The organism is Pseudomonas viridiflava, assembly GCF_003702045.1.
Classification (GTDB): Bacteria; Pseudomonadota; Gammaproteobacteria; order Pseudomonadales; family Pseudomonadaceae; genus Aquipseudomonas; species Aquipseudomonas viridiflava_C.
On sequence record NZ_RBTP01000028.1, the window covers coordinates 1 to 25,209 of the forward strand.

At 59.1% G+C, this 25,209-nt stretch carries 24 protein-coding genes and 1 pseudogene; 13 read left to right on the forward strand and 12 right to left on the reverse strand.

The window, feature by feature from the left end:
- The 6 genes and pseudogenes from ALP40_RS25975 to ALP40_RS08990 form a co-directional block, all read right to left on the reverse strand.
- Nucleotides 1–248 (reverse strand): annotated as a pseudogene (locus ALP40_RS25975) (hypothetical protein); the annotation flags it as partial.
- Nucleotides 249–420: 172 nt separating this feature from the next.
- Nucleotides 421–783, reverse strand: a complete 363-nt coding sequence (locus tag ALP40_RS08970) for a hypothetical protein (protein WP_122207937.1) — start codon at nt 781–783, stop codon at nt 421–423.
- 103 nt (nt 784–886) lie between these two features.
- Complete coding sequence (locus tag ALP40_RS08975) at nt 887–1,552, reverse strand: DUF6396 domain-containing protein (protein WP_221034594.1); 666 nt, start codon at nt 1,550–1,552, stop codon at nt 887–889.
- Nucleotides 1,553–1,997: 445 nt separating this feature from the next.
- A complete protein-coding gene (locus ALP40_RS08980) occupies nt 1,998–5,141 on the reverse strand; it encodes a CusA/CzcA family heavy metal efflux RND transporter (RefSeq protein ID WP_122207938.1) in 3,144 nt (1,047 codons plus the stop codon).
- A gap of 24 nt (nt 5,142–5,165) precedes the next feature.
- Nucleotides 5,166–6,440 carry an efflux RND transporter periplasmic adaptor subunit gene (locus tag ALP40_RS08985; protein WP_122207939.1) on the reverse strand — a complete coding sequence of 425 codons (1,275 nt, stop codon included), beginning with the start codon at nt 6,438–6,440 and terminating at the stop codon, nt 5,166–5,168.
- Nucleotides 6,441–6,509: 69 nt separating this feature from the next.
- A complete protein-coding gene (locus ALP40_RS08990) occupies nt 6,510–7,727 on the reverse strand; it encodes a TolC family protein (RefSeq protein ID WP_122207940.1) in 1,218 nt (405 codons plus the stop codon).
- A 245-nt stretch (nt 7,728–7,972) separates the two neighbouring features.
- On the opposite strand from ALP40_RS08990, the gene ALP40_RS08995 reads away from it, so the two are divergent.
- The 3 genes from ALP40_RS08995 to ALP40_RS09005 all read left to right on the forward strand — a co-directional run bounded on the left by ALP40_RS08995 (nt 7,973) and on the right by ALP40_RS09005 (nt 10,534).
- A complete protein-coding gene (locus tag ALP40_RS08995) occupies nt 7,973–8,647 on the forward strand; it encodes a heavy metal response regulator transcription factor (protein WP_122207941.1) in 675 nt (224 codons plus the stop codon).
- Nucleotides 8,644–10,035, forward strand: coding sequence for a heavy metal sensor histidine kinase (locus tag ALP40_RS09000; protein ID WP_122207942.1), 1,392 nt, complete (start codon nt 8,644–8,646; stop codon nt 10,033–10,035). Before ALP40_RS08995 ends, ALP40_RS09000 begins: the two co-directional genes overlap by 4 nt.
- Nucleotides 10,036–10,132: 97 nt before the next feature.
- The gene (locus ALP40_RS09005) at nt 10,133–10,534 is read left to right on the forward strand and encodes an MAPEG family protein (protein ID WP_122207943.1); all 402 of its coding nucleotides are present in this window, start codon (nt 10,133–10,135) and stop codon (nt 10,532–10,534) included.
- Nucleotides 10,535–10,849: 315 nt separating this feature from the next.
- On the opposite strand, the gene ALP40_RS09010 is transcribed toward ALP40_RS09005, so the two are convergent.
- Together ALP40_RS09010 and ligB are read right to left on the reverse strand one after the other, a co-directional pair.
- Nucleotides 10,850–11,257 carry a DUF1090 domain-containing protein gene (locus tag ALP40_RS09010; RefSeq protein WP_122207944.1) on the reverse strand — a complete coding sequence of 136 codons (408 nt, stop codon included), beginning with the start codon at nt 11,255–11,257 and terminating at the stop codon, nt 10,850–10,852.
- A 54-nt stretch (nt 11,258–11,311) separates the two neighbouring features.
- Nucleotides 11,312–12,994: an NAD-dependent DNA ligase LigB gene (ligB, locus tag ALP40_RS09015; protein ID WP_122207945.1), complete on the reverse strand. Its 1,683-nt coding sequence runs from the start codon at nt 12,992–12,994 to the stop codon at nt 11,312–11,314.
- A gap of 213 nt (nt 12,995–13,207) precedes the next feature.
- Here ligB and ALP40_RS09020 point away from each other — a divergent pair, with 213 nt between their 5' ends.
- Both ALP40_RS09020 and ALP40_RS09025 read left to right on the forward strand, forming a co-directional pair.
- Nucleotides 13,208–13,462: an AbrB/MazE/SpoVT family DNA-binding domain-containing protein gene (locus ALP40_RS09020; RefSeq protein ID WP_122207946.1), complete on the forward strand. Its 255-nt coding sequence runs from the start codon at nt 13,208–13,210 to the stop codon at nt 13,460–13,462.
- Nucleotides 13,459–13,806: a type II toxin-antitoxin system ChpB family toxin gene (locus tag ALP40_RS09025; RefSeq protein WP_122207947.1), complete on the forward strand. Its 348-nt coding sequence runs from the start codon at nt 13,459–13,461 to the stop codon at nt 13,804–13,806. Before ALP40_RS09020 ends, ALP40_RS09025 begins: the two co-directional genes overlap by 4 nt.
- A gap of 74 nt (nt 13,807–13,880) precedes the next feature.
- Here ALP40_RS09025 and metK read toward each other — a convergent pair whose 3' ends face one another.
- The gene (gene metK / locus ALP40_RS09030; RefSeq protein ID WP_122207948.1) at nt 13,881–15,071 is read right to left on the reverse strand and encodes a methionine adenosyltransferase; all 1,191 of its coding nucleotides are present in this window, start codon (nt 15,069–15,071) and stop codon (nt 13,881–13,883) included.
- A 20-nt stretch (nt 15,072–15,091) separates the two neighbouring features.
- Nucleotides 15,092–16,087, reverse strand: a complete 996-nt coding sequence (locus ALP40_RS09035; protein WP_122207949.1) for a metalloregulator ArsR/SmtB family transcription factor — start codon at nt 16,085–16,087, stop codon at nt 15,092–15,094.
- Between the two features lie 258 nt (nt 16,088–16,345).
- Between ALP40_RS09035 and tkt the strand changes: the two genes are divergently transcribed.
- From tkt to fba, 7 genes are all read left to right on the forward strand, one after another.
- Nucleotides 16,346–18,343, forward strand: coding sequence for a transketolase (gene tkt, locus ALP40_RS09040; protein ID WP_122207950.1), 1,998 nt, complete (start codon nt 16,346–16,348; stop codon nt 18,341–18,343).
- Nucleotides 18,344–18,475: 132 nt separating this feature from the next.
- Entirely contained in the window at nt 18,476–19,525 is a 1,050-nt protein-coding gene (epd, locus tag ALP40_RS09045; protein ID WP_122207951.1) for an erythrose-4-phosphate dehydrogenase, read from the forward strand.
- A 16-nt stretch (nt 19,526–19,541) separates the two neighbouring features.
- A complete protein-coding gene (locus tag ALP40_RS09050) occupies nt 19,542–20,705 on the forward strand; it encodes a phosphoglycerate kinase (RefSeq protein ID WP_122207952.1) in 1,164 nt (387 codons plus the stop codon).
- Nucleotides 20,706–20,733: 28 nt separating this feature from the next.
- Nucleotides 20,734–20,967, forward strand: a complete 234-nt coding sequence (locus ALP40_RS09055) for a hypothetical protein (RefSeq protein WP_122207953.1) — start codon at nt 20,734–20,736, stop codon at nt 20,965–20,967.
- A gap of 85 nt (nt 20,968–21,052) precedes the next feature.
- Nucleotides 21,053–21,250 carry a hypothetical protein gene (locus ALP40_RS09060; protein WP_122207954.1) on the forward strand — a complete coding sequence of 66 codons (198 nt, stop codon included), beginning with the start codon at nt 21,053–21,055 and terminating at the stop codon, nt 21,248–21,250.
- Between the two features lie 53 nt (nt 21,251–21,303).
- The gene (locus ALP40_RS09065; protein WP_122207955.1) at nt 21,304–21,630 is read left to right on the forward strand and encodes an MliC family protein; all 327 of its coding nucleotides are present in this window, start codon (nt 21,304–21,306) and stop codon (nt 21,628–21,630) included.
- Nucleotides 21,631–21,744: 114 nt separating this feature from the next.
- Nucleotides 21,745–22,809, forward strand: a complete 1,065-nt coding sequence (fba, locus tag ALP40_RS09070; RefSeq protein ID WP_004880227.1) for a class II fructose-bisphosphate aldolase — start codon at nt 21,745–21,747, stop codon at nt 22,807–22,809.
- A gap of 277 nt (nt 22,810–23,086) precedes the next feature.
- On the opposite strand, the gene ALP40_RS09075 is transcribed toward fba, so the two are convergent.
- The gene (locus ALP40_RS09075; RefSeq protein ID WP_122207956.1) at nt 23,087–23,506 is read right to left on the reverse strand and encodes a DUF3010 family protein; all 420 of its coding nucleotides are present in this window, start codon (nt 23,504–23,506) and stop codon (nt 23,087–23,089) included.
- A 54-nt stretch (nt 23,507–23,560) separates the two neighbouring features.
- Nucleotides 23,561–23,971: a lysozyme inhibitor LprI family protein gene (locus ALP40_RS09080; RefSeq protein WP_122207957.1), complete on the reverse strand. Its 411-nt coding sequence runs from the start codon at nt 23,969–23,971 to the stop codon at nt 23,561–23,563.
- A gap of 226 nt (nt 23,972–24,197) precedes the next feature.
- On the opposite strand from ALP40_RS09080, the gene ALP40_RS09090 reads away from it, so the two are divergent.
- The gene (locus tag ALP40_RS09090; RefSeq protein ID WP_004880223.1) at nt 24,198–25,175 is read left to right on the forward strand and encodes a dipeptidase; all 978 of its coding nucleotides are present in this window, start codon (nt 24,198–24,200) and stop codon (nt 25,173–25,175) included.
- Nucleotides 25,176–25,209: the final 34 nt, after the last annotated feature.

Here is a 25,209-nt window from a genome sequence, read left to right on the forward strand (position 1 = left end):
ACCAGACCGTGGCGCTGGGCGGAACTGCCGTCATCGCAGAGTACGGCGAGGCTGACGGGCTGACCGATGAGCTGCTCGGGATCGTATTCGGTGTCCTGCACCAGCACGTCGAGGGTGTAGCGCGGCACACGGCCAAGGCGCTCGACGCCTTGGACGCGCAGGGCCTGCAGCTGATGCTCGCCCAGGGGCGTGGTGAGTTGCAGGAGGCGGCCACTCTGGCTGAGGGCGGTTCCGAAGGTCAGGTCCATGAGAAAGTCTCCGTTTACTGGCGGTACAAACACGGTGCGATTATTGACATGCAAGACGTAGCCTAACTTGGTACGGCATCAATTGCTGGATGAGGCCTTTCAAGGTGCGGTGCCCCGTCGATTAAGACATTTCCATATAATCAAGCAAGGGCTGGGTTTCAAATCAAACATTTTAATCCAGTCTCTTTGCTGTGTTAGCTAACGCTTTTTTGTATAGGTAACTTATTACCGCTGCTGCAGATAAGGCTAAGCTTGCGAATAAACAAAACTGGCTGATAGCAGCGGCCACCTCAAGAATATGACGACTTTCAGAGTCTCCTCCAGAACCGCTAATGCCGCTAGCGGTGCCACCCAGATAAATAGCTCCTAACGTCACGCCTAGTGCTAAAAATGCAAGTGCCATCTTGAATAATACGCCGGAACTCAGCACGCCTGAAATTCCGCCTCTGGTGTCCGCAGTGACGGCGCGGTATACCACTAGGCCTATGTAGAATATTCCCCAAAAAGCGCTTGCGAAGAGGATCAGTGTAATCATTTTGTTATTCCGATCAGGTTAAATTTTGGGTTGTGTTATGTGGGACAATGTTCAAAAAAATATAGGCAGTCATTGTTGTTTTTCTTGTGCCTGTTAACAGCTTCTAATGTGTGGTGTGGCTTAAGTTGATAATAAGGTTGGGCTTGCGAGGGTGTCTAAGTTTCTTCTTGCTTAAGTGCTGTATTAAATTGTCTTCTGGCTTTTTGGGAGATGCTTTTATAGTGAGGTCATTTTCCCATTGCAACGTATTGTCCCAAGCCGGAACGTTGGCTGAGGGAAGTGGCACAATTGAGTCTGGTTCCTTGGTTTTAGAATTCAATGTTTCGTTGCTTCTAGGAAGTTTGGCAATAGCTGTACACCTACTTGAACGGTCCGGGTCGGGCTTTAAGTTCAGGTAATAGAGATCTTCCGGAGACGATGGCCCTTTGAGCGCTTCTGCTAACCTTCTGGCTGGTGCTAGGTCACCTAGCCTTACGCCTTGCTGATAAAATTTGACAGCTTCTGCATATTCACCGGACACACAAAAATAACCTGCCAGATCACGAGCAGCGCCTGCATACCTTTGAGGTTCAGCGCAGCGCTGCATCTGCTCCATTACAGCCTGACCTCCTGCATCTCGGCCTAGCAGTATGGCCAGGCTGACGGGCTGACCGATGAGCTGCTCGGGATCGTATTCGGTGTCCTGCACCAGCACGTCGAGGGTATAGCGCTGCACACGGCCCAGGCGTGCGACGCTCTGGTTAAGGGAGGTTCCGAAGGTCAGGTCCATGATGTTGCTCCTAGCTGACGTAAACCCCAGAATGACGAAACGTGTCGGGGCTCTCGGCTCCCGCCCTCTGGTTTACACACGCAACGAAACTTTCCATCTTCAAACATGATGCGTTTCCTTACGCGATTGAGAGAAGCAGACACGCCTGAATAAAACTGCTGCTTTGACCGCAAAAAGTAACATTTGATCAGTTATGGCGCTCAACTAATTGGACCGTTATCTGCAGACCAAGAGGGCAAAGGTGGTTTGCGCCTCCGATCCCCTCAAAATCGAAGCAGCGCTACTATCGCCCGTCAGGACTACGATCACCATCGTACAAGTCGGCCAGAGTCGTCCTGCCGTTCTGATATGTACGTATGAATAAGGCTACAGCCGAGGTCGATTGCGTCGATTCAGGCAACGCTGGATCGCCTGAACCGACGCACTCAAATGGCCGTTTTTATTCTTACGTTTCGACGTCCTCCCGTCGATGCGCCCACTGATACAACGCTGGCAATACCAGTAACGTCAGTGCCGTAGACGACAGAATCCCGCCAATCACCACCGTCGCCAGCGGCCTCTGCACTTCTGCACCAGTGCCTGTTGCCAGCGCCATCGGGATGAAGCCCAGCGACGCGACCAGCGCGGTCATGAGTACCGGACGCAGGCGGGTGAGGGCGCCTTCAGTGATGGCGTCGTGCAGGGAGCGGCCTTCTTCGCGCAGGTTACGGATGAACGCGATCATCACCAGCCCGTTGAGCACCGCCACACCTGACAATGCGATGAAGCCCACGCCTGCGGAGATGGACAGCGGTATGTCGCGCAGCCACAGGGCCATGACGCCACCGGTCAGGGCGAACGGGATGCCGGTGAAGACCAGCAGGCCGTCCTTGAGGTTGTTGAACATCAGGAACAGCAGCGCCAGCACCAGCAGCAATGCGACGGGTACAACGATCTGCAAGCGTTTGGCAGCCGATTGCAGCTGTTCGAACTGACCGCCCCAGTTGGTCCAGTAACCTGCCGGAATCTGCACGTCGCGGTCGAGGGTCTGGCCCGCGTCCTCGACGAACGAGCCCAGGTCTCGGCCTCGCACGTTGGCGCTGACGATCACCAGCCGCTTGCCGTTCTCGCGGCTGATCTGGTTCGGACCCAGCACCAGATCAAGGCTGGCGACCTGAGCCAGCGAGATGAAGCTGATCTGCTGGTTAATGCTGCCTGCGCTGGCCGGCACCGGAATCAGCAGGCTGGACAGCCCGGCCACGTCGGTGCGCAGTTGTTCGGACAGGCGCACCACCATGTCGAAGCGGCGATCTCCCTCATACAGTGTGCCGGCCTGACGTCCGCCCAATGCCGTGGCGATGGCGTCCTGCACATCAGCCACGTTGAGGCCGAAACGTGCGGCTTTGTCGCGGTCGATATTGATGGTCAGTACCGGCAGGCCGGTGGTTTGTTCCACCTTCACCTCTGACGCGCCCGGCACCTTTTGCATGGCGGCCGCGATTTTGGCGGCGGTCTGGTTAAGCACGGCCATGTCATCGCCAAACACTTTGACGGCTACGTCGCTGCGCACCCCCGATACCAACTCGTTGAAGCGCAACTGAATCGGCTGGGACAACTCATAATTGCTGCCCGGCACGCTGGCAGCGGCCTTTTGCAGCTCGGCGATCAGGGTTTCCCGCGACTTGTCCGGGTCAGGCCACTCGCTTTGCGGTTTGAGCATCACGTAGCTGTCAGAGATGTTCGGCGGCATCGGGTCGGCGGCGATTTCGGCGGTGCCGGTGCGGGCGAACATTCGCTCGACTTCGGGCATTTGTTCGATCACGGCTTTTTCGAGGCGCTGCTGCATGTCCACCGATTGCGCCAGGCTGGTGCCCGGTACGCGCAAGGCTTGCAGCGCGAAATCGCCTTCACTCAGGCTCGGGATGAATTCACTGCCCATGCGGCTGGCCGTAAACCCTGACAGCACCATCACCACGAACGCCAGGGTGAAGGCAATCCAGCGGTGCCCCAGCACCCAGCCCAGCACCGGTGCATAGCGCTGGCGAGCGGTGCGCATCACGAAGCCTTCTTCTTCCTTGACCTTGCCAGTCACGAACATCGCGATGGCCGCAGGCACGAAGGTGACCGACAGGATCATGGCACCGAGCAGGGCGATCACCACGGTGAACGCCATCGGGTGGAACATTTTGCCTTCCACGCCGGTGAGGGCGAAGATCGGCAGGTACACCACCATGATGATCAACTGGCCGAAGATCAGCGGCCGTCGGGCTTCTTTTGCAGCCGCAAAAACCTCATGGAAGCGTTCAGCGCGGGTCAGCATCCGGCCGTGTTTCTGCTGCGCATGGGCAAGCCTGCGAATCGAGTTCTCGACGATCACCACCGCGCCATCGACGATGATGCCAAAGTCCAGCGCGCCAAGGCTCATGAGGTTGGCGCTGACCTTGTTGGTGAACATGCCGGTCAAGGTGAACAGCATTGCCAGCGGAATCACCATCGCCGTGATCAGCGCTGCACGGATGTTGCCCAGAAACAGAAACAGGATCGCGATGACCAGAATCGCGCCTTCGACCAGGTTCTTCTTGACCGTCGCGATGGCTTTTTCGACCAGATGTGTGCGGTCGTAAACAGTGACCGCTTCGACGCCCTCAGGCAGCGTGCGGTTGATGTCGGCCAGTTTGGCGGCCACCGCTTGGGAAACCGTGCGGCTGTTTTCGCCAATCAGCATGAACACGGTGCCGAGGACCACCTCGCGACCGTTTTCAGTGGCGGCGCCTGAGCGCATTTCCTTGCCGATGCCGACTTCAGCCACGCTGCTCACCCGGATCGGCGTGCCCTGCACGTTGGCGATGACGATGTTGGCAATGTCGTCGATGTTTTCCAGCTGGCCCGGTGCGCGGATCAGCAGTTGCTCGCCGCCGCGCTCGATATAGCCCGCGCCAACGTTGGCGTTGTTGCGTTCCAGTGCGGCGACCAGATCGTTCAGGGTCAGCTTGTAGGCAGCGAGTTTCTTGGGATCCGGGGCGATTTCATATTGCTTGGCAAAGCCGCCGATGGTGTTGATTTCAGCCACGCCCGGTACGTTGCGCAATTGCGGCTTGATGATCCAGTCCTGAATCACTCGCAAATCGGTTGGTGTGTACGGCGTGCCATCTTCCTTCCGCGCGCCTTCCCGGGCCTCGACCGTCCACAGGAAAATCTCGCCCAGCCCGGTGGAGACAGGTCCCATCATGGTGTCGACGCCTTCGGGCAACTGGTCCTTGGCGATCTGCAGGCGTTCGTTCACCTGTTGGCGAGCAAAGAACAGGTCGGTGCCGTCCTCGAAAATCACCGTCACCTGCGACAGGCCCGAGCGCGACAGTGAGCGCGTCTGTTGCAGGCCCGGCAAACCTGCCATGTTGGTTTCGATGGCGAAGGTGATGCGTTGCTCGGTTTCCAGCGGCGAAAAGCCGGGCGCCGAAGTGTTGATCTGCACCTGCACGTTGGTGATGTCGGGCACGGCATCGATGGGCAGTTTCTGATAACTGGCGATGCCCAGCCCTGCCATCAGCACGACCGCGAGCATCACCACGATGCGCTGTTCAATCGCGAATTTGATCAACCGTTCAAACATGGGGGAGTACTCGTACGACGCAGGTCAATGGGCGTGCTCGGCGGAGCCTTTGCCCAGCTCCGACTTGAGAATGAAGCTGCCGGCGGCGGCCACTTGAGTGCCTGCGGCCAGGCCTTTGAGGATTTCCACATAGCCGTCATCGCTGCGACCGAGCGTGACCGGCGTCAACTGAAAGTCCTCGTCGTTGCGCACGAACACCGAGGGCTTGTCTTCGACGCTCTGGATGGCCGATTCGGGCAGGCTGACCGCGACCTGATTCTGCTCTGCGGCCACGTCGACCGAGACGAACAGCCCCGGTCGCCAGGCGCCATTGGGGTTGGCGAGGGTGACGCGAACGGTGGCGGCGCGTGTCTGCTCACCCAACAGGCTGCCGACATAACCGATGCGGCCTTCGACGCGAGCATTCAGGTCGGGGGCGCTGACGGTGACCGGGCGGCCGACGATCACTTTGTCCAGGTCCTTGGGCGCGACGCCGAAGGTGGCCCAGACACGGGACAGATCAGAGAGCGTAAAGGCATTGCTCGCCTCGCTGACCACCTCGCCGATGGCCAGGTGTTTTTCAACGACCATCGCGTCGAACGGTGCGATCAGTTCATAGCGGTTGCCCGCGGTGGGGCTGACGCTGGCACCGATGGCGCTGAGTTTCTGCCGGGCGTTGGACAGGCTGATGTCGGCCTCCTGAAACGCCTGTCGGGCCTGCTGGTAATCCTGCTCGGCCGAGATCTGGTCTTCCCAGAGCTTTTTCTCGCGTTGCAGGGTCAGCCGCGCCAGTTCCTGACGGCGCTGGGCGGCGCTCAACTCGCTGCGCTGGTCGGAGATCTGCTGGCTGGCAATGATCGCCAGCACCTGACCTTTCTTGACGCTCTGGCCCAGCTCGACCTTGACCGCCTCCACGACACCGCCGACGCGGGGCACCACATGTGCGGTCCGGTCTTCATCGAAGCGAATCTCGCCGGGGAAGGTGACCGACGTGCTCATCGGTCTGGGGCCGGCAGTGGCCAGTTCGATACCGGCGGCCTTGATCTGTTCGGCGCTGAGTTCCAAGTGGCCTTCCTCTTCCTCATGGGCCGGTTCCGAGGCGGCGCCATGCTGTTCGGGCTCATGGCCGTGACCTTTCTCGCCATGCTCTTTATCGGCGTGGGCTTCTTCCCCCGCGTGGGCGTCTGCCGATTCGTTGGGGTGGGTGTCCGATTCGGCCTGGGCGCTGAAGGGCAGCAACTCAGGGTTAACGGTCAGGCTGCCCAGGCCAATGATGACCACCACCGCCAGGGCGATGCCAATGCTTCGTTTGTTGTCCATAGATGCTCCCGGCATTCATGTCGATGCTGCGCACGCTGCGGTGCGCTCTGTGATGGCGAAAAATAGAGGTCAGGGTTTGGGGCTGAACCGGTCGAGGTCGCCGTAGATGCGCTCGACGGTGACGCTGGCGTCGGTGGCTATGGCCAACGATTCCAGGTACTGGCTACGGGCTGAGATCAGCGTGCGCTGTGCATCCAGCACGTCGAGAAAGCCGAATTTTCCCATCTCGAAACCGCGTGTCGCGGTGTCCACGGCGCGCTGTGCGGCGGGCAAAATGATTCGGTTGAACGACTCCACCTCGCGGGCGGCGGTGGACCACTGATCAAGGGCTGACTGGACCTGCGTGCGCAGCTTCAGCTCCACGGCGTTGCGCAGGTCGCGTGCCTGATCGGTTCGGCGCGCAGCGGAAAGGACGTTGCCCTGATTACGGTCGAACAGGGGGATCGGCATCGACAGGCCGACCACATTGATGCGTTCACGGTCTTCACGGCTGTACTGGCTGCCGACGCTAACGGTCAGGTCCGGGGTGCGCTTGGCGCGTTCCGAACCCAGTGTGGCTTCCTGTTGATCGATCTGTGCCTGGGCGAGACGCAGCTCAGCGGTCTGGTTGATCAGGCTCAGGAGTGTCGAGGACGGAGGTGACTGGCCGGGGGAGAGGTGGGTGTAATCCAGGCGGTCAAACGAGGTGCTGGCCGATCCGGTGGCTCGAGCCAATTCCCGGTAGCTATTGATTTTCAGTGTTTCGGCGCGGCGCACCAGCAGGTCGGTTTCGGCCAGTTGCACCTGAGCGCGGGTGGCCTCGACTGGCGAGGTCTTACCCGCCTTGACGCGTCCTTCAGCCACATGCAAACCGCGCTCGGCCAGTGACCGGGATTGTCGGGCCAGGTCAAGGCCTGCCTGGGCACGGGCTGCGGCGTAGAACGCCTGAACGACCTCGGCACGCAATTCATTGCCGCGTCGTTCCAGCTCTATCCGGGCGGCGTCCTGGCCTCGACTGGCGGCCTCGATACGTGCGCCTCGCTTGCCGCCCAGTTCCAGCGCCTGGCTGAGCATGACCGTGGTCGTGCGGGTTTCGCTGCGGGTATCCTCCGCTTCCCAGGACACCACCGGGTTGGGAATCAGGCCCGCCTGTTGGCGCTCGCCTTCAGCCACGCCGATTTCCCATCGGGCCGCCGCCAGATCCGGGTTTTGCTTGAACGCGGCATCGATAGCCTGCGGCAGACTCAAGCCTTGAGCCGTTGCCCACACGGGCGCTATCAACAGCATGCACAGCGCACCCGCTCTCATGCGTGTCAGTCCCGACACCCGCCTAGACCCGAGCACGTTCTTGGCTCTCCAGTCGCATACATCACCCTCATCAAAAAGAAAGAACAACGGCGCCACGGGGCCGGTTGAATCTGGATGGGAGGACTTTATGTAACCGGAGGTATCAGCGGGATTGCCGGAAAATTACAATTCCGTTATGTGCTGTGGAGGCTGGCTGATTGCCCGTACACTGCTTCTCAATCGCTCATCAGACAGGACACTTATCCATGCGAATCCTTGTAGTAGAGGACGAGCCGAAAACTGCCGAATACATGCATCAGGGGCTGACCGAAAGTGGCTATGTTGTCGATATCGCCGTCACCGGACTCGACGGCCTTTATCTCGCGCAGCATCAGGCCTATGACATCGTCATTCTGGATGTAAACCTGCCTGAAATGGATGGATGGGAGGTCTTGGCCCGGCTCAGAAAAACCGTCAATACCCGCATCATGATGGTCACCGCACGGGGACGTCTGGAAGAGAAGGTCAAAGGCCTGGAAATGGGGGCTGACGATTACCTGGTCAAGCCTTTCGAGTTTCCGGAACTGCTGGCCAGAGTGCGCACCTTGATGCGCCGCTGTGAGCAGCCGACCGCGCCTCAAGTGTTGCAGGTCGGGGACCTTGAGCTGGATCAAGGGCGTCATCGGGCGTTTCGTGGCAAGCAGCGTATCGACCTGACCACCAAGGAGTTCGCCCTGCTGCACCTGTTGATGCGCCATACCGGAGAGGTGATGTCGCGTACCCAGATCATCTCGCTGGTGTGGGACATGAACTTCGATTGCGACACCAATGTGGTCGAGGTGTCCATTCGCCGCTTGCGTGCCAAGATCGATGATCCGTTCGAAACCAAACTGATCCATACGCTGCGTGGCGTGGGGTATGTGCTGGAAGTCCGAGAATGAAGCCAACGCGCCTTTCAACCCGGTTGGGCCTGACGGTCACCGCGTTGAGCGCGTTTTTGGTGCTGATCATGGAGTTGTTCGCTTATGCGGCCATCTCCCACCAACTCGATCTGCGTGCCCAAGACAGCCTGCGAGAGAAGTTTGCGCAAATCGAACATGGGTTGAGCGAGGGCTTTCTGTCCGTCGGGGATATCGTTCAGTACCCCCACACGCTGCGCGATCAGATTGTCGGTCATGACAGTTTTGCACTGAGCATCTTCGATTCGAGCATGCCCAGGCAGCCGTTGATGAACATCGGCAACAAGGAGGGCCGCGATTTGCCGCCTCCTGCTGCCGACGGTCAGGCTGAAGGCTTTCATGAGTTGGATTCCAGCGAAGGGCACAAGCTGTTGGTGGGCTACAAGAGTATTCGCCTGAGAACCGACGAAAACATTCTGGTCATGCTGACGCTGGACAGGAAAAACGACACCTCGCTGTTGCACGCGTACATGATGTCCACGTTCATGATTCTGCCTGTGATTCTGCTGCTGGTCGGCCTTGGAGCCTGGTGGGTGGTGCGCCGCGGTTTGAAGCCGTTGGGGGCTTTCAGGAAAGTGACGGCGCTGATCTCGGCGCGCGACCTTTCCCACCGCATGAAAGTGACCGGACTACCAGACGAGTTGCGCGACCTGGCGCATGCCGTGAATTTCATGCTGCACCGGCTGGATGGCGATGTTCAGCAACTGTCGCAGTTTTCGGATGACTTGGCGCACGAGATGCGTTCGCCCATGAATAACCTGATGGGCAAGGCGCAGGTCACCCTGTCGCGGCCGCGTCCGCCAGAGGAATACAGGCAGGCCCTTGAATCCTGCACCGAAGAGTTGGAGCGCATGTCGCGCATGATCGCTCAAATGCTGTTTCTGGCCAGCGTGAGCCAGCCTTCGGCCCCGCTGGCGCTGGAAGCCATCGATCTGAGGGAAGAGGCGGAGAAGGTAGGCGAGCTGTTTTCGGCATCGGCCGAAGACCGGGACATCACCCTTCATATTGAAGGCAAGGGCCGGGCGATGGGGGATCGGCTGATGATTCAGCGGGCGATCTCCAACCTGTTGTCCAATGCCATTCGCCACGGCGTTAGCGGCAGCACCATCACGATAACGATTGTCACGCATGTCGACGAAATCTCGCTGACCGTGCGCAACGCGGGCGAGGGGATCAGCGCCGAACACCTTCCTCGGCTGTTCGACCGGTTCTACCGGGTACACGTCAGTCGCGCCCGGCAGCAGGGCGGCACTGGCCTTGGGTTGGCCATCGTTCGTTCGATTATGAGCCTGCACGAAGGGCAGGTTAAGGTCGAAAGCGAGCCCGGGCAGTTCACGACGTTCAGCCTGATATTTCCTAAACTGGTGTGAATGGGAAGAACCTTTGAGCGACATCCTGCTCTGAGCTTTTAGGCTGTTCCTGCCTGGCATGCTTCTCAATGAAGCCGAAACAATAAAGGATGGACCTATGACAGTAGCTTTCTGGTGTGTACTGGTGGCGATCCTTTTGCCCATCGCCTGCGCAGCCACCGCCAAGATCGGCAGTGGAAAATTCAAAAGGGGCAATAATCACGACCCCCGCGCTTTTCTCGACAAGCTCGAAGGCTTTCCCAAGCGTGCGCATGCGGCGCAACTGAACAGCTACGAAGTGACACCGGCATTCGCTGCTGCCGTGATAATTGCTCACATCGCGGGCAATGCGCAGTTGGTCACCATCGATGTGCTGGCGGTGTTGTTCATCACCAGTCGTCTGCTTTACATCATCTTTTATCTGGCAGACCTGGCGGCGATGCGCTCCATTACCTGGCTGGTCGGAATGGGCTTGATCGTTGCGTTGTTCGGGGTGTCGGCCTTTCCGGCAGCGGCGTGATTGCCGGATTCTGACACCGCCGTTGGCCAGCAAACCTGACGGTGGAGCGGATCGGGCGGCATTCCACTTGTCCGCGATCTGCCGGGAACCGGCAGCAACACCTGCAAATGCGTTAGGGCAGATGCCGCCAAGGGCCGCTGCGCAGCCCATCGCAGCCGTCGTAACCCCCGGAAGCTCCCACGCCCTGCGGGCAGAAGCGTCGTTCAGCGTTCTTGTTGGATAAGAGCGGAACGCCGCCCGGTCCGCCCCAGGGATCGATGCAAATAGCGCTCATGCAATGGATTGCGCGTATGAGGAGCTGCTGCTGATTTTCGCTCACTCGTCCGGCTGCACTTTTTCGAGCTCGGCCTGCGCGTCCTGCAACTCCTTGCGGGATTCGGCGAGCTTGTCCTTGCGCTTGTTGATCTTCTCCGGGTCGCCCTTGTCCATCGCCTTGTTCAGGTCGGTCTGACGGCGGCTGACTTCGCGTTTGGCGTCCAGCACCTTTTGTTCACGTTGTTTGAGCAATGACGTTTCGGTGCAGTTGGCATTGACCTCGGCCAATGCTTTTTCAAGGCCCGTCTGTTCGGCCTTGTTGCCTTCGGTTTTGGCATCTTGAATCTTGCTGCTGATTTCCTGACTCTTGAGCAGGCATTCGGAAGGCGGAGCCTGGTCAGCGGCCAGCAGAGGTGTGGCCAACAGCGTGCAACTGGCGAAAAGAATCAGCGGCGACAAAAACTTCATATGAACTCCTTTTGAAAACGACAACGTCCGGGCATAAAGAATGAAACCCGGCTTCTAGAAACCTGAAATACCTTGAGTACGCAATTGCTGGCTTAGTGCCTGCACGTGTGCGTCCTGAAAAAAAGCGTGTAGTTTCGCAGCGCGTCCCGGGCCAATCCCCGGTTCAGCCTGCCATTGTTCGGCGCTGCGTGCGGCAAGATCGTCCCAATCGTTGCCCAAGGGAGCATTTCCCGTCGGGGGCAGCCCAATGGCCTTGAGCCATGTCTGGAACGGCCTTTTCCGGGCGTCTTGCAGGCTGGCGAACAGTTTAGCGCTGCTGCGCTCGGCAAGGCCGGGAATGTTAGCAAGCTCGGCCTGTTCAAGGGGCATCCAATCGAGCAGGCCGCCGATTTTTCCGCTTTCGATCAGTTTGTCCCAGGTTCCCGGGCCTATACCGTTCAACGCCAAGCCCTTCTTGCCGCTGAGCCAGGTCAGCCTGGCCCTGAACTGGCTATGGCAGCCAGGCGTCGGCTGCCAGCAACTGAGCTCATGAAAATCGCTGGCGTGTGGAGCGTTCACCTCGGCGCGCTCGACGCTGCGGGTTATCACGCCGTCGAGTCGAGGGATGGTGAGGCCGGCCAGACTGACCGCAACCTGATCGCCGGGGCGGATATCCAGCGTTTGCCAGCGTTGCAGCGAACCTGTGCTGATACGGCTGATGGTGCGATCGTCCAGACGAATCGGCACCAGCTCCAGAATGGGCGTGACCCGGCCGCTGCGCCCCACCGTGAAACTCACGTTGCGTACCTGCGCCAGCGCCTGCGCGAAGGGGTGCTTCCAGGCCGCAATCCAATACGGCGCTTTGGCCTGCCAACGCTCGGCAGCGGGGCGCTCGCCCTGACGCAGGATTACGCCATCCGTGGCGAACGGCAGGGGGCTGCGATACCAGTGTTCACGCCATTGCGCAGCCTGGGCATGGCTTTCAAGTGGCAACGTGTAGGCGGCGCTATCGATGAAACCCAAGGCTTTCAGGCCGGCCAGACGTTCTGACATCAAAGCGGGTCCGTTGGGCCAGTCCCAGACGAACAAGCCGATGGTGTCGGCTTGCGCGGGGCTTATCGTCTTACGCGCCATCAACCCCGCAACCTTACTGCGCGCATTGACGCTGCCAGAGGAGGCTTGCACATGGTCTGTCAGCCGCTCGTACAACTCACCTTGCAGAATAACGTCATCCGGCCAAGGCAATTGCCGGGGTATGGCGTGGATCAGCTGTGCATGAGGCGTCCAGTCCTGCCCTCTGACACCGTCGCCTCGGCTGATGACGTGTGTCAGCTTGCCTGCGGAATAGACCAGGGTGACCGCCACGCCATCGACCTTGGGCTGAATCCACAGATCGGTTCGGCCCTTGAGCCAGGTTTTGACCGCTTTCTCGTCGGCCAGCTTGTTGACGCCCGTATGCGCAACCGGGTGTGGCACCGGGCCGCTTGCTGTCTTCAGCGGATTGTCGTCCGACATCGGGACCGCAAAGCATGCACGCCACGTGTTCAGTTTCTGGCGGGACTGATCATAAAGCTCATCGGCAATTTGCGAGACGCCCAAGCGGTGATAACTGTCGTCCCATTCGGCGATCTGGCGGTGTAGTTCGCGAATTTCGCTTTGCGCCTTGTCGTGGGACCATTCAGGGCATTGGCTGGCGGGTGCGGTGGTCGAGAAGTAAAGCAGAAGGGCAAAACTGATCAGACGAATTGCAAACGGCATCGAAGCGTCCTTGCTTGGGATTGGCTGCAAAAGGCTAGATGCAGTGTCGCTTTAGGGTCGATCTGGATGGTTTCCGGGTTTTGCGACGCTTGGCCGCCCGTACACTGTCTGCCTGTTTTGAGGCGCAGCTGTGCCTTGATCTCGTCAAAAAAAACATTTGCGTATCAGATTGTGCGTTTCTACAATGTATCTACAATTTTCATGGGGTGCGTTATGGAAGTCAAAATCCAGCAATGGGGCAATAGCGCGGCAATACGTTTGCCGGCCAATGTGCTCAAACAGATGAGTCTGGTCAGTGGTGATGTGCTGGTACTCGATGTCTCCACTGAAGTGATGACGCTGAAGCCTGCAAGGACGAAGCTGCGTTATCGACTGGCCGACCTGATGGCCCAGTGTGATTTGAGTGCAAGCGAGCCTGAGGAGTTGGCCGAATGGAACGCAATGCGGCCTACAGGACGTGAAGTTTGAAGCGGTCCAGATTCAACCGGTCTGATATCGTTCGTATCAATTTGAATCCGACCGCTGGCCGGGAGCAGCAGGGTGACTTTCGTCCCGCACTGGTGCTGACGCCTGCCGCTTATAACGTATCTGGCCTGGCAATCATTGCGCCGATCACACAGGGCGGAGACTTTGCTCGCTATGCCGGGTTCGCCGTCCCTCTAAGCGGGTCGGGCACCGAGACGCAAGGTGTCGTGTTATGTAACCAGATTCGTACGGTTGATCTGGAGGCCCGAGGTGCCAAGTGTGTCGAATCAGCTCCCGACGTAGTGATCGACGATGTACTGGCGCGAGTCCAGGCTCTTTTTGAGTAATGTGAAGGCTTCGTGAGGCAATAAAAAGCCCCCGGAGACTCGCGTCGCCGGGGGCTTTTGGTTACCGCAGGAACTTACAGGCCGGCAGCAGCGCGCAGGGCGTCGGCGCGGTCGGTTTTTTCCCAGGTGAAGGCGGTGAAGGTGTCATCGCCAACGGTCATTTCGACCGGGGTACGACCGAAGTGGCCGTAGGCCGCAGTGGCCTTGTACATCGGGTGCAGCAGATCCAGCATGGTGGTGATCGCGTATGGACGCAGGTCGAAGTGCTCGCGAACCAGGCTGATGATCTTGTCATCGGACAGCTTGCCGGTGCCGAAGGTGTTCAGCGAGATCGAGGTCGGTTGTGCAACGCCGATGGCGTAGGACACCTGGATTTCGCAACGCTCGGCCAAGCCGGCAGCGACGATGTTCTTGGCTACGTAACGGCCGGCGTAGGCCGCCGAACGGTCAACCTTCGACGGGTCTTTGCCGGAGAACGCGCCTCCGCCGTGACGGGCCATGCCGCCGTAGGTGTCGACGATGATCTTGCGGCCGGTCAGGCCACAGTCGCCTACCGGGCCACCGATGATGAAGTTGCCGGTCGGGTTGATGTGAAACTGAGTGTCCTTGTGCAGCAGGTGCGCTGGAATGACGTGCTTGACGATCAGCTCCATCACGCCTTCGCGCAGGTCTTTGTAGGAAACGTCCGGGTTGTGCTGGGTCGACAGCACGATGGCGTCGACGCCCACAACCTTGCCGTTTTCGTAGCGGCAGGTGACCTGGGATTTCGCATCCGGGCGCAGCCAAGGCAGCAGGCCGGATTTACGGGCTTGAGCCTGACGCTCGACCAGTTGGTGCGAGAAGGTGATCGGCGCAGGCATCAGTACGTCGGTTTCGTTGCTGGCGTAGCCGAACATCAGGCCTTGGTCGCCAGCACCCTGATCTTCAGGCTTGCTGCGGTCAACGCCTTGGGCGATGTCCACTGACTGCTTGCCGATGATGTTCATCACGCCGCACGTCGCGCCGTCGAAGCCGACGTCGGAGCTGTCGTAGCCGATGTCGAGGATGACGTTACGCACGATGTCTTCCAGATCGACCCAGGCCGACGTCGACACTTCGCCAGCGATGATCGCCACACCGGTCTTGACCAGTGTTTCGCACGCCACACGGGCGTATTTGTCTTCAGCGATGATGGCGTCCAGAACCGCATCGGAAATCTGGTCGGCGATCTTGTCCGGATGCCCTTCGGACACGGACTCGGAGGTGAAAAGTGAGTATTCGCTCATCTCTACGGGTTTCCTTCATTTTACCGATGGTGAGTGTCGCCAGCCGGTCGCTGAAAATGGCGAACCTGGATCTGGAAACCATTACGTAAGCCTATGTAAAGGCTTTCCCCGGGAACTAGCCCCGCAGCGATGGCCCAACGGGCCAGGTCTTCCTGCTCGAAACCTAACCAGAGATCGCCACAGGCCTCCCTGGCCCAGCTCTGGTCATGACTACACAATTCTGTTACCAGCAAGCTACCGCCGGGTCGTACGCATTCGGCCAGTTGCACCAGCGCTTCGGCCGGTGCGGCGAAATGATGGAGCACCATGTTCAAGACGACACAGTCGGCGCTCACTTTACTGTCTGTCAGTGCATCGGCCAGCTTGAGCTCTACATTAAACAGTGCTTTGCGCTCGCACAGGTTACGCGCCAGTTCAAGCATGGTCGGGCTGCTGTCCATCGCCACGACGTGCTTGAAACGCCGCGCCAGTTCAGGAAGAAAGCCGCCGTCGCCGGGGCCTACTTCCAGTGCGGTGGCCTCGCTGCCGAAGCTCAGTTTGTCGAGCAGCGTCAGCAGGCTTTCGCTGTACTGCGCAAGGCCTGCGATCAGGTCTTGCTGGGCACGAAACTTCTCCGCCGTACGAGCAAAGAAATCCTGGCTGGCCAGCGCCCGTTGGCGGTGCACCAGACCAATACGCCCCTGAACGTCAGTCGGCAACTCAAGGGTGTCGACCTCGTCGAGCAGCGCGGCGTGCAGCTTGCCGCCGGGCAGGTCGGTGTGGGGCAGGGCGCGACGGTAGAAAATCGCATTGCCTTCACGCCGGGTCGCCACCAGATCGGCCTGGGCCAGCACCTTGAGATGGTGGCTCATGCCGGATTGACCGATGGCAAAAATCTGCGCCAGTTCCAGCACGCCGAATGAGTCGTTGGTCAGCGCACGCAAGACATTGAGCCGCAAAGGATCACCGCCGGCCTTGCACAGGGCAGAGAGGTCGTCGCAGGCATCATGGCGAATTGCAGGTACGCGCAGGTTCATAGGCTCCGCAGTCTAGTGACCGATTCCGGACCTCGCAAGAGCAATATCAAAAAGTTTTGATATTGCTCGGTCAGTGGCGTCTGTCGATCCTGCTGAACTTGTCGTGTATCGGCGTTATCCAGTGTTAACAGGCTAATTAATGTCCACAACACAGGAAAAAAGCCTAAGGTCCACTATCTGTGATTGCCCCCGGCCGGTCCCTGAGGGAAAATGGCCGCCTTTTTCAGATCCCAATCCTTTATTCCCAGGAGATCAGCGATGCCAAGCCGTCGTGAGCGTGCCAACGCTATTCGTGCCCTCAGCATGGATGCCGTGCAAAAAGCCAACAGCGGCCATCCGGGCGCCCCTATGGGCATGGCGGATATCGCCGAAGTTCTTTGGCGCGATTATCTGAAGCATAACCCGGCCAACCCTGCGTTCGCCGACCGTGACCGTTTCATCATGTCCAATGGTCACGGTTCGATGCTGGTCTATTCGCTGCTGCACCTGACCGGCTACGACCTGTCCATCGATGACCTGAAGAACTTCCGTCAGTTGCACAGCCGCACGCCGGGTCACCCCGAGTACGGTTACACCCCAGGCATTGAAACCACCACCGGCCCGTTGGGTCAGGGCTTTGCCAACGCCGTCGGTTTCGCCGCTGCCGAAAAGACACTGGCTGCGCAGTTCAACCGTCCGGGCCATTCCATCGTCGATCACCACACGTACGTGTTCATGGGTGACGGCTGCATGATGGAAGGCATCTCGCACGAAGTCGCCTCGCTGGCCGGCACTCTGCAACTGGGCAAGCTGATCGCTTTCTACGATGACAACGGCATCTCCATCGACGGCGAAGTCGAAGGCTGGTTCACCGACGACACGCCGAAGCGTTTCGAGTCATACGGTTGGCAGGTCATCCGCAATGTCGACGGCCATGACGCCGACGAGATCAAGACCGCTATCGACACCGCTCGCAAGAGCGAGCAGCCGACCCTGATCTGCTGCAAGACCACCATCGGTTTCGGCTCGCCGAACAAGCAGGGCAAGGAAGAGTCCCACGGCGCTCCACTGGGCGCTGACGAAATCGCCCTGACCCGCGCTGCCTTGAAGTGGAACCACGGTCCTTTCGATATCCCGGCTGACATCTATGCCGAGTGGAACGGCAAGGAAAAAGGCCTGGCTGCCGAAGCCGAGTGGGACCAGCGTTTCGCGGCCTATTCCGCTGCACACCCTGAGCTGGCCAACGATTTCATCCGTCGCATGAGCGGCGAACTGCCGGCTGACTTCGCCGAGAAATCGGCTGCCTACGTGGCGGAAGTCAACGCTAAGGGCGAAACCATCGCCAGCCGTAAAGCCAGCCAGAATGCCTTGAGCGCGCTGGGCCCGTTGCTGCCTGAGATCCTTGGCGGATCGGCTGACCTGGCCGGTTCCAACCTGACCATCTGGAAAGGCTGCAAGAGCATCACTGGCGAAGACCCTAACGGCAACTACCTGCACTACGGTGTACGTGAGTTCGGCATGGGCGCCATGATGAACGGTATCGCCCTGCACGGCGGTTTCGTGCCGTACGGCGCGACCTTCCTGATCTTCATGGAATACGCCCGGAACGCGGTGCGCATGTCCTCGCTGATGAAGAAGCGCGTGATCTACGTGTTCACCCATGACTCCATCGGTCTGGGCGAAGACGGCCCGACTCACCAGCCGATCGAGCAGCTGACCAGCCTGCGTACCACGCCGAACCTGGACACCTGGCGTCCAGCCGATGCCGTGGAATCGGCAGTGGCCTGGAAATACGCCATCGAGCGTAACGACGGCCCTTCGGCACTGATCTTCTCGCGTCAGAACCTGCCTCACCAGGCGCGTGACGAAGCCCAGCTGGCTAACATCGCTCGCGGTGGCTACGTGCTGCGCGACTGTGTCGGCGAGCCTGAGCTGATCCTGATCGCCACCGGCTCCGAAATCGGTCTGGCCGTTCAGGCCTACGACAAACTGAACGGGCAGGGCCGCAAGGTTCGTGTGGTGTCCATGCCATGCACCAGCGTGTTCGAAGCTCAGGATGCGATGTACAAGCAGGACGTTCTGCCTCTGCAGGTCAGCGCGCGCATCGCCATCGAAGCGGCGCATGCCGACTACTGGTACAAGTACGTCGGTCTGGAAGGTCGCGTGATCGGTATGACCACCTTCGGCGAGTCGGCGCCTGCGCCTGCGCTGTTCGAAGAGTTTGGCTTCACGCTGGAAAACGTCCTGAGCACTGCTGAAGAGCTGCTCGAAGGCTAAGTACGACGCGTCCCCTCGCAGGGACGCGTTTGCCCGCAAACGGATTGCCCGGACAGTCTCCATGTTGTCCGGGCAGCCGCGGCCGTCAGCAAGCGCGCCCCTTCGGGTTCAGCTTAAATCCATGAGAACCCCATGCCCCAGCCCCGCCCCTATAAAGTTGCTCTGAACGGCTACGGCCGCATTGGTCGTTGCGTCGTGCGTGCGCTGTGTGAGCGAGGGACGAAAGCCGGGTTCGAAGTGGTTGCCATCAATGATCTGGCCGACATGGCCAGTCTCGAATACCTCACGCGCTTCGATTCCACCCACGGCCGGTTTCCCGGTCAGGTCAGGGTCGAAGGGCAATACCTGCACATCAATGATCACAAGATCAAGGTGCTGCGCAGTTCCACACCTGAAGACATCGACTGGGCCGCGCTGGAAGTGGATCTGGTGCTGGAGTGCTCGGGCGTCTACAACACCCGTGAAGACGGCCAGCGCTTTCTCGACGCTGGCGCACCACGCGTGCTTTTTTCGCAGCCGATGGCCAGCGAAGGCGATGTGGATGCCACGGTGGTGTTCGGCATCAACCAGCAGAAGCTGACCGGTCGTGAGCTGTTGGTCTCGGCCGCGTCCTGCACGACCAATTGCAGCGTGCCGCTGTTACGGTTGCTGGATCAGGCGGTCGGTCTGGAATACGTCACCATCACCACGATTCACTCGGCGATGAACGACCAGCCGGTGATCGACGCCTATCACCACGAAGATCTGCGCCGTACACGCTCGGCGTTTCAGTCGATCATTCCGGTGTCCACAGGCCTGGCACGCGGAATCGAAAGGCTGCTTCCGGAACTTGCCGGGCGAATTCAGGCCAAAGCTGTTCGCGTACCGACCGTCAATGTCTCCTGTCTGGACATCACATTGCAGACGGCTCGTGATACGGACGCTCAGGACATCAACCGAATCCTGCGTGAGGCCGCCACCAGCGGTCCGTTGAAAGGTTTGCTGGCCTACACTGAGCTGCCGCACGCCAGCTGTGATTTCAATCATGATCCGCATTCGGCGATTGTCGATGCGAGTCAGACCCGCGTTTCAGGACCAAGGCTGGTGACTCTGCTGGCCTGGTTCGACAACGAGTGGGGCTTTGCCAATCGAATGCTCGACGTTGCAGAGCACTTTCTGCGCGTCGCTGACCAACAACAGTAAAAAACAGGAACGCCTCATGACCGTGTTGAAGATGACCGACCTCGATCTGCAAGGTAAACGTGTACTGATTCGTGAAGACCTCAACGTCCCTGTAAAGGACGGCGTTGTCAGCAGCGATGCACGTATTCTTGCTTCGCTGCCGACCATCAAGCTGGCGCTGGAAAAGGGGGCGGCCGTGATGGTCTGCTCGCACCTGGGTCGCCCGACCGAAGGCGAGTTCTCCGCAGAGAACAGCCTCAAGCCGGTTGCCGACTACCTGAGCAAGGCCCTGGGCCGCGACGTTCCGCTGGTTGCCGAGTACCTGGACGGCGTTGACGTCAAGCCGGGTGATGTCGTGCTGTTCGAAAACGTGCGCTTCAACAAGGGCGAGAAAAAGAACGCCGATGAGCTGGCGCAGAAATACGCCGCGCTGTGCGACGTGTTCGTGATGGACGCTTTCGGCACCGCACACCGCGCCGAAGGCTCGACCCACGGCGTGGCCAAATTCGCCAAGGTTGCCGCGGCAGGCCCGCTGCTGGCTGCCGAACTGGATGCACTGGGCAAGGCGCTCGGCGCTCCGGCCCAGCCAATGGCGGCCATCGTTGCCGGTTCCAAGGTGTCCACCAAGCTGGACGTGCTCAACAGCCTGAGCGCGATCTGCAATCAGTTGATCGTCGGCGGCGGCATCGCCAATACCTTCCTGGCCGCAGCCGGTCACAAAGTCGGCAAATCCCTGTACGAGCCGGATCTCTTGGACACCGCACGCGAAATCGCCGGCAAGGTCAGCGTGCCCTTGCCGACCGACGTCGTGGTTGCCAAAGAATTTGCCGAGAGCGCCACTGCCACCGTCAAGCTGATCGCCGACGTTGCCGATGACGACATGATTCTGGACATCGGTCCGCAAACCGCTGCGCACTTCGCCGACTTGTTGAAATCTTCGAAGACTATCCTGTGGAACGGCCCGGTGGGCGTGTTCGAATTCGATCAGTTTGGCGAAGGCACCAAGACACTGGCCAAGGCCATTGCCGAAAGCCCTGCGTTTTCCATCGCGGGCGGTGGCGACACACTGGCCGCCATCGACAAGTACGGCGTGGCCGAACAGATTTCCTATATTTCCACAGGCGGCGGCGCGTTCCTCGAGTTCGTGGAAGGCAAGGTCCTGCCAGCGGTTGAAATGCTTGAACAACGCGCCAAGGCCTGAATCCGGGCTTTTGGACAAGGAGTCGTACATGGTCAGGGCATTACCGTTGTTTCTCATCGCAGGTTTGCTGGGCGGTTGTGCAGGCAAGCCTGAAGCCGAAGAGGCAGAGAGCACTGCCCCGACCGATGTGCTTCATTTGAGTTGCTACCAGGCGGGATGGCAGGCTGAAACGGTGCCAGTGATCTACAAGCGCGGCGGGCAGGAGGTATGGGATCGTTACGAATTCATGCCCAAAGCAACAGGATTGCCAGGCTGTCCGTGAGCCGGGTTGAAGTCTTTACGGCAACCTCGGCAGGCTTCAGCGGTCATTAATGGGTGGACATCTTTTATGAAGAAGGAGTTTTGCCATGAAGATCGCTGCCCTGGCGCTTGTGAGTTGCGTTGTGTTAGCCGGCTGTGCCGGTTCCGGTTCTCATGCCGGTGCCTGCAAAATATTCAGCCCGGCCTCCGTGGATGTGCCGACGACCGAGAACAATCAACGGGTTGAGGCGCGCGTTACGGGTGAACCGGCCGATGACCGTAAACAGGAACAGAATTGCCCTTGATACAACGAAACCACAGGCACGCGCCGGGTTTCGCAGGGCAGCCAGGAGAAGTCATGAAAGGCTTGATTGCCCTCGGAATATTGGCGGGGCTTGGCGGTTGCTCAATGATGAGCGCACCGCAACAGAATGATCCTTGGAACCACTGGACATGTGACAGTGGTGCCGAAATTCACTGGCGCTATATCGATTCAGCTAAAAAAGAAGTGGATGCGCGTCTGAATCAGAGCGATCAGGTTTTCCGGCTTAAAGCCGAACCGGGCGCTTCCAGTGGCACGCTTTACAGCAATAATGTGTTGGCGTTCGACAACAAAGGCAGCGAAGGCCTGGTGTACTGGGACGCTACCAACGATTTGATCGGTCGCGGCTGCAAGGCCCGATAAGTCGTAGCCGATGCACCACCCGCAGGGCCTCGGGCCCTTGCGTATAACTTGAATAGCAGCCGCCACTACGGCAGGCTTGCACGATTAACGACCCTACCGGGAGAGAAACAGACAATGGCACTTATCAGCATGCGCCAGATGTTGGACCACGCAGCCGAGTTCGGCTACGGCGTTCCAGCTTTCAACGTAAACAACCTGGAACAAATGCGCGCCATTATGGAAGCGGCCGACAAGACCGACTCCCCGGTGATCGTTCAGGCCTCGGCCGGTGCCCGCAAATACGCCGGTGCCCCGTTCCTGCGTCACCTGATCCTCGCAGCAATCGAAGAATTCCCGCACATCCCGGTGGTCATGCACCAGGACCACGGCACCAGCCCCGACATCTGCCAGCGCTCGATCCAGCTGGGCTTCAGTTCGGTGATGATGGACGGCTCGCTGAAAGAAGACGGCAAGTCCCCGGCCGATTACGAATACAACGTTGACGTAACCCGTCGCGTGGTGGCCTTCGCTCACGCCTGTGGCGTGTCCGTGGAAGGCGAGCTGGGCGTTCTGGGTTCGCTGGAAACCGGCATGGCTGGCGAAGAAGACGGCGTTGGCGCTGAAGGCATCCTGGATCACAGCCAAATGCTGACTGACCCGGAAGAAGCCGCTGACTTCGTGAAGAAGACTCAGGTCGATGCTCTGGCCATCGCCATCGGCACCAGCCACGGCGCTTACAAGTTCACCAAGCCGCCTACTGGCGACATCCTGGCGATCGAGCGCATCAAAGAGATCCACAAGCGCATTCCGAACACTCACCTGGTGATGCACGGCTCCTCGTCCGTTCCACAGGAATGGCTGAAGATCATTAACGAATACGGCGGCGACATCAAAGAGACTTACGGTGTGCCGGTCGAAGAAATCGTTGAAGGCATCAAGCACGGCGTGCGCAAGGTCAATATCGACACCGACCTGCGTCTGGCGTCCACGGGTGCCATCCGCGAATTCATGGCCAAAAACCGCAGCGAGTTCGACCCGCGCAAGTATCTGGCCAAGACTGTCGTGGCCATGCGTGACGTCTGCATCGCCCGCTACGAAGCCTTCGGCACCGCTGGCAACGCCTCGAAGATCAAACCGATCTCGCTGGACGCCATGTTCGAACGCTACGCCCGTGGCGAGCTGGATGCCAAGATCAACTGAGTTGATTGAGCATTGAGAAAACCCGCAGTGATGCGGGTTTTTTTACGCCTGTCAGAAATCTGCGATGCCGGTGGAATGTGACGCAGAGGGTCACGGGCTGCATGCCCACTCGGAGCGTGAGTACGATCTGCGTAAGATACACCGACGCTCGTTCCCACGCTCTGCGTGGTAACGCCTCTCAGGGCGCTCCGCGTCCGCTTCGTAGGTGATACGTGGGATTCTCATGTGGGAGGCGGCTTGTATCTGTGTCATCAAAGGTGGGGCATCAGCGCGTTCCCTAAGCCGACTTCATCAGCCCCGCACATGCCGTCTTGTAAGCCTCATGCTGGTATTTGTTCAGCGTGTCGGGCAGGGCGAAAGCGTGTTTCTTGTTCTGGGCGTTGATAGTTTGCGGGGAAACGAGCGTCACATCGCAATCGGACAGTAGCTGAAACACCGTCTCGATCTTGAACGTGGTCGGGCCACCGGCAAATTCGCCTTTCTTGCTGCGTTTCTTGATCGCGACATGGCTGATGCCGTTCTCGCGCACAAAACTGGCGATCTGGGTGGCGAACGCTTTGACGTTGGCGGACTCGTCGTCATCCTCCAGCGCAATCTTCTTGGTCGCCAGTGGCAAGTGTGCGATGCCGCCTTGCTGACGCGTGGCCAGAGCAAAGATGGCTTCACTGCCTTTGATTTCTACACCGCAAATAATCATGAGAAAACCTGATGAAGTGATTCATAAAAGAAACAGGTTATCTCATCGCTGGCGTTATTCCTGTGCAATCGACTCCAGATACTCCGACCGCTCATCACTCATGCGCGCTACGCAGTCGTTTTCACTGATGGTGAACGCCTTGCTGCCTGCTGCAGACGGAAACACCTCGACCGCACAATCGGCATCACGCAGCTTTTCCCAGGCGGACTGGGCCGTCTTGAGCTTGCTGGTGAAATCGTTGAACTGCGTCTTGTTGGCGACGAACTGCGACTGAACCCGCTGCAACAGGTTCTGAAAGTTTTCCTTAAGCAGTTCTTCGGCGGTATGGCGGCTGTAAGCCGAGCATTCCAGGGTTTGATTGTCACCATCCACACCGTCGCACGGCGTGCTGTCCGGGTTCTGAGCGGCGTGTGCGCCTGTTGCGACCGACGCCGCCAGGGCCAGGGTCAGGAAAATCGTCTTCATTGAGTCGCTCCGATCCATTGATGCCATGAATTCTGTCTCAAGCGCGTGGCAATGAACAGGTTTACAACACGGCGTGACGAGGTGCTGTCTCCCTTTGTCGTTTCTTGACGCTTTCGGCAAGCCCCTTGTCGTTTTTGCACCCGGCTCGCCCGACCCTCCGGCATATGCTGACCTCATTAGCGCCGACAGCCGATTCGGTGCGCAAGAACCAAAAGGGGACAGCCTGATGAGCCCAGCCGAACTGCACGCCGACAGCATCGTTATTGACGGGCTGATCATCGCCAAATGGAACCGTGAACTGTTTGAAGACATGCGCAAGGGCGGCCTGACGATGGCCAACTGCACCGTGTCGGTATGGGAAGGCTTTCAGGCCACCATCAACAGCATTTGCACCAGCCAGAAGCTGATGCGCGAAAACAGCGATCTGGTGATGCCCGTCCACACCACCGCCGACATCCGCAAGGCCAAGGAACTGGGCAAGACCGGCATCCTGTTCGGCTTCCAGAATGCCCATGCCTATGAGGATCAGATTGGCTACGTCGAGATCTTCAAGAAGCTGGGCGTGGGTATCGTGCAGATGTGCTACAACACCCAGAATCTGGTGGGCACAGGCTGTTACGAGCGCGACGGAGGTCTGTCGGGTTTTGGTCGCGAGATCGTGGCCGAGATGAACCGTGTGGGCGTGATGTGCGACCTGTCCCACGTGGGCTCCAAGACCTCTGAAGAGGTCATTCTGGAATCGAAGAAGCCGGTCTGCTATTCCCACTGCCTGCCTTCCGGTCTTAAAGAACACCCGCGCAACAAGTCCGACGCTGAACTGAAGTTCATCGCCGATCATGGCGGCTTTGTCGGCGTAACCATGTTCGCGCCGTTTCTGGCCAAGGGGATCGAGTCGACCATCGACGACTACGCCGAAGCCATCGAATACGTGATGAACATCGTCGGCGAGGACGCCATCGGCATCGGCACCGATTTCACTCAAGGTCATGGCCAGGACTTCTTTGAGTACCTGACCCACGACAAGGGCTATGCCCGCCGCCTGACCAATTTCGGCAAGATCATCAACCCGCTGGGCATCCGCACCGTGGGCGAATTTCCCAACCTGACCGAAACCCTGCTCAAACGCGGCCATCCCGAGCGCGTGGTGCGCAAGATCATGGGCGAAAACTGGGTGAACGTTCTCGCCGACGTCTGGGGCGAATAACCCGCCAGTCACACCTGAGCCCTCTTACACGCTC

Bases quoted from the DNA above. Each gene is read 5' to 3' on its own strand.
- ALP40_RS09090 (WP_004880223.1), top strand. From the start codon at position 24,198: ATGAGCCCAGCCGAACTGCACGCCGACAGCATCGTTATTGACGGGCTG.
- ALP40_RS08995 (WP_122207941.1), top strand. From the start codon at position 7,973: ATGCGAATCCTTGTAGTAGAGGACGAGCCGAAAACTGCCGAATACATG.
- ALP40_RS09000 (WP_122207942.1), top strand. From the start codon at position 8,644: ATGAAGCCAACGCGCCTTTCAACCCGGTTGGGCCTGACGGTCACCGCG.
- metK (WP_122207948.1), bottom strand. From the start codon at position 15,071: ATGAGCGAATACTCACTTTTCACCTCCGAGTCCGTGTCCGAAGGGCAT.
- ALP40_RS09010 (WP_122207944.1), bottom strand. From the start codon at position 11,257: ATGAAGTTTTTGTCGCCGCTGATTCTTTTCGCCAGTTGCACGCTGTTG.
- ALP40_RS09005 (WP_122207943.1), top strand. From the start codon at position 10,133: ATGACAGTAGCTTTCTGGTGTGTACTGGTGGCGATCCTTTTGCCCATC.
- ALP40_RS09035 (WP_122207949.1), bottom strand. From the start codon at position 16,087: ATGAACCTGCGCGTACCTGCAATTCGCCATGATGCCTGCGACGACCTC.
- ALP40_RS09055 (WP_122207953.1), top strand. From the start codon at position 20,734: ATGGTCAGGGCATTACCGTTGTTTCTCATCGCAGGTTTGCTGGGCGGT.
- ALP40_RS09080 (WP_122207957.1), bottom strand. From the start codon at position 23,971: ATGAAGACGATTTTCCTGACCCTGGCCCTGGCGGCGTCGGTCGCAACA.
- fba (WP_004880227.1), top strand. From the start codon at position 21,745: ATGGCACTTATCAGCATGCGCCAGATGTTGGACCACGCAGCCGAGTTC.
- ALP40_RS08975 (WP_221034594.1), bottom strand. From the start codon at position 1,552: ATGGACCTGACCTTCGGAACCTCCCTTAACCAGAGCGTCGCACGCCTG.
- ALP40_RS09050 (WP_122207952.1), top strand. From the start codon at position 19,542: ATGACCGTGTTGAAGATGACCGACCTCGATCTGCAAGGTAAACGTGTA.
- ALP40_RS08990 (WP_122207940.1), bottom strand. From the start codon at position 7,727: ATGAGAGCGGGTGCGCTGTGCATGCTGTTGATAGCGCCCGTGTGGGCA.
- epd (WP_122207951.1), top strand. From the start codon at position 18,476: ATGCCCCAGCCCCGCCCCTATAAAGTTGCTCTGAACGGCTACGGCCGC.
- ALP40_RS08985 (WP_122207939.1), bottom strand. From the start codon at position 6,440: ATGGACAACAAACGAAGCATTGGCATCGCCCTGGCGGTGGTGGTCATC.
- ALP40_RS09065 (WP_122207955.1), top strand. From the start codon at position 21,304: ATGAAAGGCTTGATTGCCCTCGGAATATTGGCGGGGCTTGGCGGTTGC.
- ligB (WP_122207945.1), bottom strand. From the start codon at position 12,994: ATGCCGTTTGCAATTCGTCTGATCAGTTTTGCCCTTCTGCTTTACTTC.
- ALP40_RS09060 (WP_122207954.1), top strand. From the start codon at position 21,053: ATGAAGATCGCTGCCCTGGCGCTTGTGAGTTGCGTTGTGTTAGCCGGC.
- ALP40_RS08970 (WP_122207937.1), bottom strand. From the start codon at position 783: ATGATTACACTGATCCTCTTCGCAAGCGCTTTTTGGGGAATATTCTAC.
- ALP40_RS08980 (WP_122207938.1), bottom strand. From the start codon at position 5,141: ATGTTTGAACGGTTGATCAAATTCGCGATTGAACAGCGCATCGTGGTG.
- ALP40_RS09020 (WP_122207946.1), top strand. From the start codon at position 13,208: ATGGAAGTCAAAATCCAGCAATGGGGCAATAGCGCGGCAATACGTTTG.
- ALP40_RS09075 (WP_122207956.1), bottom strand. From the start codon at position 23,506: ATGATTATTTGCGGTGTAGAAATCAAAGGCAGTGAAGCCATCTTTGCT.
- tkt (WP_122207950.1), top strand. From the start codon at position 16,346: ATGCCAAGCCGTCGTGAGCGTGCCAACGCTATTCGTGCCCTCAGCATG.